The following is a 15,578-nucleotide window of genomic DNA, read 5'->3' on the forward strand; positions in this document are numbered from 1 at the left end:
CAGTTGCACGCCGGGTAGCTGCGTGCGGAAGCGCTGTACCAGTTGCCCAGGCAAGGCTTCGCCGCTGCAAATCACGCGGGTGAGTCCGCTGCAGTGCTGCGGTGCGTCGGTCGCCAGAAAGGCGTCGAGCATCGAAGGCACGAAGTGCACTGTGGTTACGTTGGCTTGAGCGATGGTTGCGCCGAGGTAAGCCGGATCCTTGTGTCCACCAGGACGCGCCAGCTGCAAACGCGCGCCACTCAACAGCGGCCAAAACAATTCCCACACCGAGACATCGAAGCTGATCGGCGTTTTTTGCAGCACCACATCGTCTGGGGTGAGCGCATAGGCCTCCTGCATCCACAGCAGCCGATTGACCACGCCGCGATGGGTGTTCATCGCGCCCTTGGGCGTGCCAGTGGAGCCGGAGGTGTAGATCACGTAGGCCAGGTGATGCGGTTGTAATTCGGGGACGTGCGGGGCGGTGGTGGGCAACGTTGCCCACGGTGGGCTGGCGTGGTCCAGAACGCAGATGGGCAGCCCTGCCAGACGCTGCATGCTGTCCAGTGCATTGGTATCGAGTGGTGGCAGGCGCTCCGTTGCGTTGGGGTTTAGCAGCGACACGCAACCTAGTGCATCGGTAGCAAACAGCGACACGTGATCGCGCGCATGGGCATCGACGAGCAGGGCAAGCGGTTGGCTATCGGCGAGCATGTCGGACAGGCGCTGGGCGGGGTAGTCCGGATCCAGCGGAACGTAGGCGCCACCGGCCTTCAGGATGGCGAGCAAGCCGACTACCAACGCCGTGCTGCGCTGGGCGCAGATCGCCACGCAGACATCGGGGCCGACGCCCAGTTGGCGCAGATGGTGAGCCAGCTGATTGGCCTTTGCTTCGAGCGCGGCGTAGTCAAGTTGCTGGTCGTCTTGCGCGACGGCGATGGCATGTGGAGTGCGCTGCACCTGCTGTGCGATCACCTCGTGCAAGAGCGTGGCGGGGTAGACCACCGGCGCGGGCTGGAACTCGACCAGCAGTTGTTGGCGCTCGCGTGGATCGAGCAATGCGACAGTGTCCAGTGGCGCGTCACTGTAGGCGACCATGGCGCGCAGGAGAGTGTGCAGATAGCCGACGATGCGGGTGGCAGTGGCGGCGTCGAAGACTGCGGTGGCATAGCTCAGCGTGCCGTGGATGCTGACGCCTTGGCTGCCATCGGCGAGCTGCCCGACTGAAGTGCCGCCACTGTGCAATTGCAAGGTGAGATCGAAACGCGCGGCATTGGCCGGAATCTGCAGCGATTGCGGATTCAGCGCGAACCAAGGGTCATTTGTCATCTCTGACGACTCACCAGGTTCGTCCGTGGTTCCCGGATGATTGGCATGCTCGTCGACAGCAAAGGGCCACACGCCAGCAATCGCGTCTTGCTCCCATGCCATCAGCGTCTGCACCAGCGGCGTATGCGCACTGCTGCGTACCGGCTGCACGGCCTGGACTACCTGCTCGAATGGCAGATCCTGATGCGCCTGCGCAGCGAGTACGTGCTGTTTTACATGCGCCAACAGCGCAGCAGTGCTCAAGCTTGCGGGGGCATCGAAACGGATCGCCAGCGTGTTGACGAAGAAACCGATCAGCGGCTCCAGCTCGGCGCGCGTACGCCCGGCGACCGGGATGCCGACCAACACGCAATCCTGCCGGCACAATCGCGACAACAGCGCACCCCATGCCGCCAGCACGGTCATGAACACCGTGCAGCCATGGCGGCGCGCCAGCATTTCCAGTGCCTGGCCAAGGTCGGCGTCGAAGGCAACAGGAACTTCAGCGCCGCTGAAATCCTGCTGGGGCGGACGCGGACGATCCAACGGCAGATCAAGCAGGGTGGGTACGTCGGCGAGCTGGCGTTGCCAGTACTCGACTTGCTGCTGACGGCGCGCTCCTTCCAGCCACTGGCGCTGCCAGGCGGCGTAGTCGGGATACTGGATCGGCAGCGGTGGTAAAGGGTTTGGCAGGCCACCTAGGCAACTGACGTACAGGACTGCCAGTTCGTGCAGCAGCACACCGACCGACCAACCATCCGAGGCGCTGTGATGCTGAGTGATCAGCAGCGCATGTTCATCGGCCGACAATTGCAGCAGACGAAAACGGATCGGGGCATCGCGATCGAGCTGGAACGGCGTGTTGGCCTCATGCGCGATCCACTGCTGCAGCGCGGTGTCTGCGTCAGAGTGATCTGTGAGCGTGCCGTCAGTGAGCAGGTGCTCGTGCAGTACCAAGGCGTGTTCGGGCGGTAGTAACGCGACATGCACCTGTTCGCTACGCATCTTTTCGACATGCGCTTGCTCGGCAGAACGCGGCGCCGGAACCAGACTACTGGGTAGCGTGGCATCGGCGATATCGCTGCTTTGGTGCGGTACGCGGCTCTGCCGAAAACAACTGCGCAACGCCTCATGCCGTGCGACCAGCGCATGCAGCGCCGCACGCAGGGCACCGCGATCCAACGCGCCGTGCAGACGCAAACCCATTGGCATGATGTACGTCGCGCTGGGGCCTTCCAACTGATCCAGAAACCACAGCCGCTGCTGGGCGAATGACAGCGGCAATGGCTGATCGCGCGGCAGGCGTGGGATCGGTGTAGAGACATCCTCCTCAGCGTCTTGCAGCGCGAGCGCCAGGTCGCATAGCACCGGGTGGGAAAACAACAGCGCTACCGGTACGTGCCGTGCAAGCGCGGTCTGCAGGCGGGCGCACACGCGCATGGCCAGTAACGAGTGGCCGCCGAGTTCGAAGAAGTGATCATGCCGGCCAACATGCGGCAGCCCGAGTAGCTCACTCCATAACGCGGCCAGCAGATATTCATTAGGGCCTTGTGGCGTTGCATAGCCGGCCGCTGCGACTGCAGCGCGATCCGGCGCAGGCAACGCGCGACGGTCGACTTTTCCGCTGGCGGTGAGTGGCAGGCAGTGCAAGCGCACGAACGCCGATGGCAGCATGTGCTCGGGCAGGTGCTTGGCTAGCGCCTCACGCAGCGTTGCCGGATCCAACGCGTCGTCGATGCCGTTGTCACTGCTCTCCTGTGGCTTCGTCGCTGCAACGACATACGCCACCAACTGCTTGTCGGCTGCGCCTTGCTGACGCGCGATCACCACCGCGTCGGCCACTCCAGCGCAGCCGCGCAGTGCCATTTCAATCTCGCCGGGTTCGATGCGGAAGCCGCGCACTTTCAGCTGCTGATCGCAGCGGCCCAGGAAGTCCAGGCTGCCGTCCTCGCGCCAACGCGCCAGATCGCCGCTTCGATACAACCGACCACCGGGCACGAACGGATCTTCGCTAAAGCGTTCTTCCGTGAGGGCCAGCTGATTGAGATAGCCGCGTGCCACGCCGGGCCCGCCGATGTAGAGCTCGCCAGGCACACCGATCGGCACCAATTGGCGTTGATCGTCCAATAGATAAATCCGCGTGCTGGCGATCGGGCGCCCGATCGGCACTGCAGTTGCCGGTGCCTTGGCAAAGCGATGACAGGTGCTGAAGGTGGTTGCCTCGGTCGGCCCGTACGCGTTGATCAACTGGCAGTGCGGCAACGCTTGATTGACACGCTCGACAGCCGCTCGCGACAGCACATCGCCGCCGGCTAACAACTGCCGCAGACTGCGCAATTGCGCCAGTTGCGCAGGGCCAAGCAGTTCGAACAGCCCAGCGGTCAGCCACAACGTGCTGACCTGATGCTGTTGGACCTGCGCACAGATCACGTCCAGGTTCAGCGGGCTGGGCGGTGCAAGCACCAATCGCGCACCATTGAGCAGCGCACCCCACAGCTCGAACGTTGAAGCATCGAAAGCCAGCGGTGCTGCGAGGAGGAAGCATTGCGACGCATCGCAGTCGGCGTAGTCAGGCGCGCACACCAGTCGCACCACATTGCGCTGCTCGACCATCACGCCCTTGGGCGTGCCAGTAGAGCCGGAGGTATAGAGCCCGTAGGCCAGGTGATGCGGCTGTAGCTCAGGCACAGCAGGTGCAGTGGTGGGCAAGCTTGCCCAGGCAGGATCGATCTGATCCAGCTGACACACCGCCAACGCATCGGGCAGCGGCAAGCGATGCAGAGACTGAGCATCTGCAAGCACAGCCACCGGGCGAGCATCGTCCAGCAACGCGCGCAGTCGCTGCGGCGGTACCTCGGCATCCAATGGCAAATAGGCTCCGCCTGCTTTGAGAATGGCGAGCAAGCCGATCACCAACGCGGGGCTGCGCGCAGCGCTGATCGCAACCAGGCAATCGGGGCCAACGCCCAGTGCACGCAGATGATGTGCTAGACGATTGGCCTGCAGATCCAACTCGCCGTAACTCAACTGTGTATCGCCGCACACCAGCGCAGTCGCTTGCGGCGCGCGTGCGGCCTGCTCGGCGAACAACGTTGCCATGCCACGTTGCGGAAACTGCGTGTGGCTGCAGTTGAACGCGTGCAGCAAGCGATCGCGCTCACTGCTTTTCAGCAGTTGCGCCTGGCCCACGATGGCAGCCGGCTGCAGGGTCATCGCACGCAGTAGGTCTTGAAAATGGGTGGCGAAACGTTGCGCACTCCGCATATCGAACAACGCGGTGGCGTAGTTGAGCTGGCCGACCAACCCATCGCCTGCTGGCCCCACAGTTAGCCCAAGCTCGAACTTGGCGGTGGTATTGGCCACCGGCATCGGCTCGATCGTGAGTCCATCCCACTGGGTCATTGCCAGCGTGTCTTCCCAAGAAAAAATCGTCTGCACCAGTGGTGGATACGCGGTGCTGCGCAGCGGCCGCAGCGCCTCGACCACCTGTTCGAACGGCAGGTCCTGATGCGCCTGCGCGTCCAGCACGGTCTGGCGGATCTGTGCCAGCAATGCGGTCGCATCCAGGCTGCCAGGTGCGTCGAAGCGGATCGCCAGCGTGTTGACGAAGAACCCGATCAGCGGTTCCAGTTCCACCCGTGTGCGCCCGGCCACCGGGATGCCGACCAGCACGCAGTCCTGGCGACACAGCCGCGACAACAATGCGCCCCAGGCCGAGAGCAAGGTCATGAACAAGGTGCAGCCATGGCTGCGCGACAACGCTTCAAGGTCGCGCGTCAGCTCGGCATCCAGTTCGAAGCGGACCTCTGCGCCGATGCCGTCCTGCTGCGACGGGCGCGGACGATCCAGCGGTAGATCGAGCAGCGTCGGTGCGTGGGCGAGCTGGCCTTGCCAGTAGTCGAGTTGCTGCTGGCGGTGTGGCCCCTGCAACCACTCGCGCTGCCAGGCGGCGTAGTCCGGATACTGGATCGGTAGCGGCGGCAATGGATCGGGTTGGCCGTGGCGGCAGCTGGCATACAGCGTGGAAAGTTCCTGCAGCAGCACGCCCACCGACCAGCCGTCCGAGCAACTATGGTGCTGGGTGATCAGCAGTACATGCTCGGTTGCGCCCAATTGCAGCAGACGGAAGCGGATCGGTGCCGCCCGATCCAGCTGAAACGGAGTCTGGGCTTCTTGTTCCAGCCACTGCCGCACGACCGCTTCGGAGGCGTCGGCGCCGAGGTCGTGCAACGCGTGCTCGGTCAGCACCAACGCGTGTTCCGGCTCCAGTAGCACGACGTGCGCGTCGCCATCGCTGGTCACGAAACAGCTGCGCAGCGCCTCGTGTCTGGCCAGCAACATTTGCAGTGCCGCGATCAGCGCGGCGCGATCCAGTGCGCCGTGCAGGCGAAGACCCAGCGGCATCAGATACGTGGCAGCAGGCCCCTGTAACTGATCCAGAAACCACAGCCGCTGCTGGGCAAAGGACAAGGGAAGCCGCTGGTTGCGTGCATGCCTTTGGATCGGTGCCAGCGCCTGCACGGTGCCGGCATCCAGAGCGCGTGCCAGCGCATGCAGCATCGGATGCGCGAACAGCAACGCCACCGGCATGTGGCGACCCAAGCTTGCCTGCACCCGCGCACTCAAGCGCATCGCCAGCAACGAGTGCCCACCCAGTGCAAAGAAGTCGTCGTCGCGGCCAATGCGCGGCAGCCCCAGCAGCTCGGTCCACAGGCCTGCAAGGCTGACTTCGGTGGCGCCTTCGGGCGCGCGATAGGCGTGGGTGGCGAACGCATTGTTGTCCGGTGCCGGCAGCGCGTTGCGATCCAGGTTGCCGTTGCGCGTCAACGGCAGGCTGTGCAGACGCACGAACGCGGCGGGTACCAGATAGTCGGGCAGCCGTATTGCCAACGCCGCGCGCAGCGTTGCAGGAACAAGCTCGCTGTCTTTCGCGTTCGTCGTTGCGGTGACATAAGCCACCAGCACCTTGCCGTTGCCGGCCGGGCCATCTTCGCGTGCGATCACGGCCGCTTCTGCCACACCGCTGCACTGGCGCAACGCCGCTTCGACCTCGCCCGGCTCGACGCGGAAACCGCGGATCTTGACCTGCTGGTCGCCACGGCCGAGAAATTCCAGGCTGCCGTCTGCCAGCCAACGCCCCAGATCGCCGCTACGGTAGATCCGCCCGCCCGGATGGAACGGGTCGGCGAGGAAGCGCTCGGCAGTGAGCTGCGGCCGGTTGAGATAACCGTGCGCCACGCCGATGCCACCGATGCACAGCTCGCCCGGCACACCGATCGGCACCGGCTGCAGTTCGCCATCGAGCAGGTAGATGCGGGCATTGCCGATCGGCCGTCCCAGCTGTGGCCGTTTCCCATCCAGCGGCCGGCGCAGCACGCAGGTGGTGGCGAAGGTGGTGGCCTCGGTGGGGCCATAGCAATGCAGCAACTGCCCGGGTGGGTGCTGGCGCAGCACGTGATCGATGGCGCTCGAATCCACTGCATCGCCGCCCATCATCAACAGGCGTAGCTGCCCGATGACATCGCCCAACGCGCGTGCATGCTGCTGAAACAGACCTGCGGTGAGATGCAGCACGCTGACCGCTTCGCGACGCAGCAGCTGTGCCAGCGCGTCGGCCTGCAAGGTCTGCGCGTGATCGACGACCACCAGGCGCGCGCCATGCAGCAGCGGCGCCCACACTTCCAGCGTACTGATGTCGAAGGCGGGATTGCCGACCCAGGCAACGCGGTCCTGCTCGATGAAATTGCCGCAGGCCGGATTGCAGGCCAGGTTGATCACTGCACGTTGGGTGATCTGCACACCTTTGGGCCGGCCGCTGGAGCCGGAGGTGTACATCACATAGGCCAGTGCTGCGGCGCTTGCCGGACGTGGTGAGACGCTGGTGACCGCAGCGGCATCGGCATCAAGATCGACCGCATGCAATTGCAGCGTCGCCGCCAGTGCGGCTTGCGGCGCGCGTCCGGCAGCATGCAGCAGATGTCGCGCTGCGCAGTCGTCGAGAATGCTGGCGCTGCGTGTCCACGGCGCATCCGGATCCAGCGGCACATAGACGGCACCGGCTTTCAGAATGGCCAACTGCGCCAGCACCAGTTCCGCACTGCGCGGCAGCCACATGGCCACCAGCTCACCGGGGCCGACGCCGGCAGCGCGCAACTGCCGGGCCAGCGCAGTGGCCTGCGCATCCAGCGTGGCGTAATCGATCTGGCGTGCGCCATCGACCACCGCGATGGCGGCCGGGTTGCGTCGTGTCTGACGTTCGAACAGTGCGGCCAGCGCGGTGTCGTCGGGGCAGGGCGCGTCGGTCTGGTTGAAGCTGTGCAGTACACGCCGGCGTTCGTCTGGCGGCAGCACATCGAGCTGGGTCAGCGCTGTGTCCGGCGATCGCTCCAGCGCAGCGGCCAGCGCCTGCAATGCTGATTCCATGAAGGCGCATAGCCGCTCCGGCGCCAGCGGCGCGACGCTTTGCGCGCTCAGCTCCAGCGTGCGGCCATCGTCCCCTACCGACAGCGCCAGTGGGTAATGCGTGCGTTCCTCGGCGCTCAGCAAGGCGCCGTCTTGCGGAGGCGCGGCCACCGCGTTGGAGCCGGCGTTGTGACGATAGTTGAGCAACGCGGTGAACAGCGGCGCAGGAGCCGGCACCGCACTGCAACGCTGTGCCAGCGCGAGCGAGGCGTGTTCGTGGCGCAGCAGTGCGCTCAGTTCGGCATGGGTGTGCTGCAGCGCCGCCGCCACGCCAGTGTGTTGCTGCAGCCGTAGCCGCAACGGCAAGGTGTTGATGAACAGGCCCAGGGTGCTGGCATCGGCCTGGTCCATGCGGCCGAACAACACGGTGCCGAACACCGGCTCGGCGCAACCGCTGCTGCGTGCCACCACCAGGCCCCAGGCGAGATGGCACAGGCTGGCCAGACTGACGCCGTGCTGGCTGGCAAGCTGCCGCAGGCGTGCGCTCAGGGCTGGCGGCAACGCGTGTTCGCAGCTGCTCACCGCACCGGTGGCATCGAGCAGACCGAACGGCGCACATGGCGTGTCCAGATCGCCTAGACGCGCGCGGAAGAAGGCTTCGTGCGCAGCTTGCGGCAGTCCCAGGCGTGCTTGTGCGACCAGATTGCGGAACGGTTGCGGCGGCGGGAGTTCATCGCCGCGCCCAGCCAGCAAAGCCTGGATTTCGGACTGGATGGTCTCCAGCGTGGCGTGGTCGCCGATCAGATGGTGTTGCAACAGCAGCAGATGCCAGCGTTGACCGTCCGGGTCGGCAACCACGCTGGCATGCAGCAGCGGTGCACGGCGCAGATCCAGCTGGCGCAGCTGCGGGTGCGCGGCGAGCTGTTCTTCGAACGATTGCCGTGAATCGAAGCTGGAGCAATCCAACGCTTCGACCGGCAACGATGCATGGCGATAGACCGCCTGCACCGGTTCGCTCAGGCCTTCCCACAACACTGCGCTGCGCAGGATGTCGTGGCGATCGATCACGCGCTGCAGTGCGGCCAGATAGGCATCCAGCCCGGCGCGGTCGGCAAAGCGCAGGCGCAGGCGCAGCAGATACGGATCGCCATCGGGCGCGAGCAGGTGATGGAACAGCAGGCCGTCCTGCAGTGGCGACAGCGCGTACAGATCCTGCAGGTTCGCTAGGCCGCCGGGCACGTGTTCGAGCACGCGATCGATGTCCTGCTGGGTGAGCTCGGCAAGTGGCAACTGCTGCGGCGTGAGCTGGGTCAGCTCAGGGGTGATGCGGTTGGGTGGCACCACCAGCGCGGCGCTGTTGTCGCTGTGCAGGCTGGCGGCGAAACCGGCCAGGGTGGGCGCGGTGAACAGATTGCGTACTTGCGCATGCAGCCCGTCGGCACGCAGCCGTTCGACCAGGCGGATCGCCAGCAACGAGTGTCCGCCAAGCGCAAAGAACTGATCGTCGCGGCCTACTTGCTGCACACCGAGCAATGCGCACCAATGCGCGGCGATGGCGCATTCGGTCGGTCCCTGTGGCGGGACGAACGCACGCGCGGCCAGGGCGTCGTCGGTGGGGGCGGGCAGGGCGCGGCGATCGAGCTTGCCGTTGGCCGTCAGTGGCAGCGCGTCCAGCAGCACGTACGCGGCCGGCAGCATGTAGTCGGGCAATTGCGCGGCCAGTGCGGCGCGCAGCATGGCCGGTGCGAGCACGTCTGCGTCAGTATCGGGCTGCGCGGTGATGTAGGCGACTAGGCGTTTTTCTGTCGCGCCGTTGCCGGTGGCAATCACTGCGGCTTCGGCCACGCCAGGGCAGGCGGCGAGCCGCGCGGCGATCTCGCCGGGCTCGATGCGGAAGCCGCGGATCTTGACCTGATCGTCGGCGCGCCCGCGAAATTCCAGACGGCCATCGGCCCGCCAGCGCGCCAGATCGCCGCTGCGGTAACAACGTTCGCCCGGCTCGAACGGATCGTCGATAAACCGGTCCGCGCTTAGCGCCGGCTGATGCAGATAACCACGCGCAACACCGTGCCCGCCGATGTACAACTCGCCGACGCAGCCGTGCGGCACCAGCTGCTTGAAGGCGTCGAGTAGGTACACGCGGGTATTGGCGATCGGCCGGCCGATGTCGGCGGGGTGATCGCCATCGGCCAGCAGGCCGGAGGTGGCCACGACCGTTGTTTCGGTGGGCCCGTAGTTGTTGCTCAGGCGCAGGCCGGCCGGCAACCGCGGTAGCCGCCGCAACTGGTCGCCACCGATCAGCAGTTGCTGCAATGACGGCGGCAGCGCTCCTTGTTCCAGCGCCAGTTCGGCGATGGGCGTGACCAGAAAACCGCTGTGCAATGGCTGCTGTCGCCACCAGTCGAGCAAAGCCTGCGGATCGCGCGCGGTGGTCGCTGGCGGCAGGTGCAAGGTGGCGCCGCTGCACAAGGCCGGCCACAGTTCCCAGGCATTGGCGTCGAAGCCTATCGCCGCAGTGGCGGCGGTGTGCTGGCCTGCAGTGAGGCCGAAGCTCTGCCGATGCCAGTGCACCAGATTCGCAAGCGCGCGATGTTCCACCATCACGCCCTTCGGTGTGCCGGTGGAGCCGGAGGTGTAGATCACGTAGGCCAGATGATGCGGCTGCGCAAGCGCGAGCGCTTCGTCCAGCATCGAGGCCTCTGCCCAGGCAGGCACTGCGTCATCCATCCGGCAGATCGGCAGATCGATGGGCGGCATCAAATGCGACAGCGTGGCGCTGTCTGCCAGCAACACGCTGGGCCGGCAATCGGCGAGCAGGAATGCCAGGCGCTCGCCTGGATCTTCCGGGTCCAGCGGCACATACGCGGCTCCGGCCAGCAGGCTGGCCAGCAGGCCAACGACCTGCTGCGGGCTGCGCCGCAAACACACCGCGACACGCGCATCCGGCATCACGCCGAGCCTGCGCAGATGCCGTGCGAGCTGTGTTGCCTGCGCTTGCAGCTGCGCGTAGCTCAGCTGCTGTTCGCCTTGCACCAACGCAAGTGCATCCGGTGTGGCTGCAGCTTGTGCCGCGAACCACTGCACCACACTGCCGGCCGGTACCGTCATGTGGGTCTGATTACGATCGTGCAGCAACTGTCGGCGCTCGGCAGGCGACAGCAGTTCGATCGTTGCCAGAGCGCGCTGCTCGTCATCGAGCATGCCGCGCAGCAGCGCTTCGAAATAGCCCACCAGCCGCGCGATTGTCGATGCATCGAACAAGGCGGTGGCATAGCTGAGCCGTCCGCACAGCCCTTGCGGGGTCGCCGCCAGGGTCAGGGTCAGATCGAATTTTGCGCTGCGTTCGGCCAGCGCCAGTGGCTGCGGTTGGAGTGCTGCCCACGCGCCTTGTTCCGGTGCAGCGTGCGATTCCTCCCAGGCAAACATCACCTGCACCAGCGGGGTGTAGCCGGCGTCGCGCACCGGTTGCAGGTGTTCGACCAGTTGCTCGAACGGCAGTTCTTGATGGTCCTGCGCGGCCAGCACATTGCGGCGGACCTGGGCCAGCAGCGTGGCGGTGTCGGTGGTGAGGCCCACATCCACGCGCACCGGCAAGGTGTTGACGAAAAAGCCCACCAGCGGCTCCAGTGCCGCACGCGTACGGCCGGCGAACGGACTGCCGATCAATACGCTGGATTGCCGGCACAGCCGCGCCAGCAGCGCGCCCCAGCCGGCCAGCAAGGTCATGAAACGCGTGCAGCCGTGCCGCCGCGACAGCGTGTCCAACGCATCGCTGAACTCAGCGTCGAACGCAAACCTGAGTTCGCCGCCATCGCTGGTGACCAGCGGCGGGCGCGGGCGATCCAGCGGCAGGTCGAGCAGGGTCGGTGCATCGGCCAGCTGCGCGCGCCAGTAGTCGACCTGGCGTTTGCCTTCGCCCGCACCAAGCCACTGGCCTTGCCAGGCGGCGTAGTCGGCATAGTCGATCGCAAGCGCCGGTAGCGGGTTCGGCCGGCGTGCGTGGAAGGCGTTGTAAAGCGCAGCCAGTTCGCGCTGCAGCACTGCTTCGGACCAGGCATCGGAAGCGCTGTGATGTGTCGTGCTGAGCAGCACATGTGCATCGTCTGCCAGCTTTAGCAGGCGGAAACGAATCAGTGGGCCTTGTTCGAGTTGGAACGGCGTACTGGCTTCGTGGTCCAGCCAGTGCTGCAGCGCTGCGTCGGCCTGCGCAGCATCAAGCGTTGACAGATCATGTTCGTTGAGCTGCAGTGCCTGCTCGGCCGGCAACCATTGCATCCGCACCTGCTCGCCGTCGGGCACAAAGCGGCTGCGCAGTGGTCCGTGGCGTGCCAGCAATGCCTGCAGTGCTTCGATCAGTGCGGTGCGGTCCAGCGTGCCCTGCAGACGTAGCCCGGCGCACATCAGGTAACTCGTGCCGGAGCCATGCAACTGCTCCAGAAACCACAGCCGCTGCTGCGCGAACGAGGCCGGCAGCAGGCCGCTGTGGTCGGTTGGCACCAAGGTGTCCAGCATCCGTGCGGGGGCGAGGTGCTGTTGCTGCGCCAGCGCGAGCAAGCGTTCCAGTGCGTCGGTGTCCAGAGTGTCCAGCGCGGTGGACTTATCGTGCGACATGATCCATCTCCGTAAGTGCACTCAGTTGCGCCAGCGCGTCGGGCGCCAGGCGTTGCAGCTGTGCCAGCGCGAGCCTGCGGCTGAAGGCGGCCAGGGTCGGGAACTCGAACACCGCCGACAGCGGCAACCGCACCTGCGCTTGTTCGCTCAACTGCGCCAGCAAGCGCACCGCCAGCAGCGATTGCCCGCCCAGCGCGAAGAAGTCGTCGTCACGCCCGACCTGCGGCAGCCCCAGCAGCCGGCACCAGTGCGCGGCGACGAGGCATTCGGTCGGGCCGGTCGGTGCGCTATAGGGACGCAGCGCAAACGCCTGGCCTTCCGGCGCCGGCAGGGCTTTGCGATCGAGCTTGCCGTTGGCGGTCAGCGGCAGCTTGGGTAGCACCACCCAGGCCGACGGCAGCATGTGCTCGGGCAGTGCGCGGTCGAGTGCGGCACGCAGCGTGGCGGGCCGCAACGCCGCGGCATCGACATCGGGCAGCGCGGTGAGATAGGCCACCAGCCGCTTCAGGCCCGGGCTGTCTTCGCGTGCCAGCACCACCGCTTCGCGCACCCCGGGGGCCGCGAGCAGACGCGATTCGATCTCGCTCAGCTCAACCCGCAAGCCGCGGATCTTGACCTGATGATCGTTGCGTCCCAGGTACTGCAGGTTGCCGTCGGGTAGCCAGCGCGCCAGGTCGCCGGTCTTGTAGCGGCGTGCGTGGTGTACGTCGAAATGATCGTCGGCGACGAAGCGCTCGGCACTGAGCTCAGGCAGATTCCAATACCCGCGCGCCACCTGCACACCACCGATCTGCAGCTCGCCGGGCACGCCGACCGGCACCGGCTGGCCATGGGTATCGAGCACGTACAAGCGGGTATTGGCGATCGGCCGGCCGATCGGCACCAGCCCGGGGTGCAGCTGCGGATCGCACTGCCAATGACTGACTTCGATCGCCGCCTCGGTGGGTCCATAGAGGTTGTGCAATTCAACATGCGGCAGCGCCTGCAGACAGCGCCGCTGCAAGGCATCGCTCAGCGCCTCGCCACTGCACAGCAGCCAGCGCAGGCTGGGGCAACATGGAGGTTCGGCCTGATCCAGAAACAGCTGCAGCATCGACGGCACGAAGTGCGCCTGGGTGATGCCGCGTTGTTGGATCAACGTGGCCAGATACTGCGGATCCTGATGGCCCTGCGGGCGCGCAAGCACCAGGCATGCGCCGGCCTGCAGCGGCGAAAAGATCTCCCACAGCGAGATATCGAAACCGAACGGCGTCTTCTGCAGCGCCCGATCATGCGGCCCCAGCGGGAACATGGTCTGATGCCACTGCAGCCGGTTGACCACGCCACGATGTGCGTTCATCACTCCCTTCGGCTGGCCGGTGGAGCCGGAGGTGTAGATCACGTAAGCCAGGCAGTCCGGATGCAGGTCGGGCAGCTGCGGTGCGCTAGCGGGCTGCGCGTTCCACGGCAGGTCTGGTGCATCCAGACGACAGTAAGTGACTTCGGGAAGTTGCGGGATTCTTGCCAGGCCATAGCCGTCGCAGAGCACCGCCAGCGGTTGGCTGTCGGCCAGCATGTAGGCCAGTCGCTCGCTCGGATACTCCGGATCCAATGGCACATACGCAGCGCCGGCCTTGAGAATGCCGAGCAGGCCGATCACCAGCTCCGGACTGCGCTGCAGACACAGCGCCACGCGACATTCCGGGCCCACGCCGAGACTGCGCAGGTGATGGGCCAACTGGTTGGCCTGGGCCTCCAACTGGGCGTAACTCAACGAGCGTGCATCCAGTTCCACCGCGATGGCATCGGGCGTGCGCAGCACCTGCGCTTCGAACAGCTGGTGCAGGCAGATGCCGGGGGCGAACGCGGTGACGCTGGCATTGAAGCTTTCCAGTACCTGCGTCTGTTCTGCTTTGGGCAACACCGGCACTCGCTGCACCGGTGTTTGCGGCGCATGCTCCAAGGCATCGACCAGGCCGCTCAGAGCGGTGGCCAGATAGCTGCACAACCGCTGCGGGTTCAGCGCTGCACAGACTTGCGCGGTCAGCGCCAGGCCATGCCCATCGTCTTCCACGGCCAGATGAATCGGATAGTGCGTGCGCTCCTCGCCACCGCGCAGAGCAGCATCACCGCTGTCGCGGTTGTGCCGGTAGTTGAACAAGGCGGTGAACAGTGGCGCCGGTGCTGGCACCGCGCTGCAACGCTGCGCCAGTGCCAGCGATGCGTGTTCGTGACGCAGTAACGCGGCCAGATCGGCATGCGTGCGGCGCACGGCCGCTTCGGCGTCGATCGGCTCGGCCAGCGCGATGCGGAGCGGCAGGGTATTGATAAACGGCCCGAGTGCGCCAACGGCGGTCTGCCCCATGCGACCGAACAGCACGCTGCCGAATACCGCGTCGGTGCAGCCGCTGGTGCGGGCCACGACCAATCCCCAGGCCAGATGGCACACGCTGGCAAGACTGACGCCCAGTCGTTGCGCCGCCTGGCGCAGTCGTGCCACCAATGCAGCATCCAGCACCATCGTGTGTTCGCCGGGTGCGGTATCGGCCGCCTGTAACAGGCCGAATGGCGCGCACGGCGTATCCAGATCGCCAAGGCGCTCGCGGAAAAACGCTTCGTGCGCGGCTTGCGGCAATCCCAGACGCGCTTGTGCCACAAGGTTGCGAAACGGTTGCGGCGGCGGGAGTTCAGCGCCGTGTCCGGCTTGCAGCGCCTGGATCTCGGACTGGATGGTTTCCAACGTAGTGTGGTCGCCGATCAGATGGTGTTGCAACAGCAGAAGATGCCAGCGTTGGTCATCAGGATCGGCAACTACGCTGGCGTGCAGCAGCGGTGCGCGACGCAGATCCAACTGGCGCAGTTGTGGGCGCGTGGCCAGTTGCTCTTCGAACGGTTGTCGTGGATCGAAGCTGCAGCAATCCAGTGCGTCAATCGCGAGCGTTGCGCGGCGATAGACCACTTGTACCGGTTCGCTCAGGCCCTCCCACACCACCGCACTGCGCAGGATGTCATGGCGGTCGATGACGGTTTGCAGTGCGGTCAGATAGGCGTCGAATCCGGCGCGATCGTTAAAGCGCAGCCGCAGGCGCAACAGGTAAGGATCGCCATCGGTGGCAAGCAGGTGATGGAACAGCAGGCCGTCCTGCAACGGCGAGAGTGCGTAGATGTCCTGGACGTTGGTGAGGCCGCCGGGAACCTGTTCCAGCACGCGGTCGATGTCTTGCTGGGTGAGGTCGGCTAGCGGCAGGTGTTGCGGGGTGAGTTGGGTTAGCTCGGGGGTGATGCGGTTGGGTGGGATG

2 protein-coding genes are annotated in these 15,578 nt (G+C 65.7%); both read right to left on the reverse strand.

Features of this window, described 5'->3' with window-relative positions:
- Positions 1–12,300: non-ribosomal peptide synthetase (locus FFY45_RS21790; RefSeq protein ID WP_176342028.1), on the reverse strand; the 12,300-nt coding region annotated here is incomplete at its 3' end.
- On the reverse strand, positions 12,287–15,578 hold a 3,292-nt coding region (locus FFY45_RS21795; protein WP_176342029.1), incomplete at its 5' end, for a non-ribosomal peptide synthetase. The genes FFY45_RS21790 and FFY45_RS21795, both read right to left, overlap by 14 nt.

This window comes from Xanthomonas hortorum (assembly GCF_011305375.1).
In the GTDB taxonomy this organism is placed as follows: domain Bacteria; phylum Pseudomonadota; class Gammaproteobacteria; order Xanthomonadales; family Xanthomonadaceae; genus Xanthomonas; species Xanthomonas hortorum_E.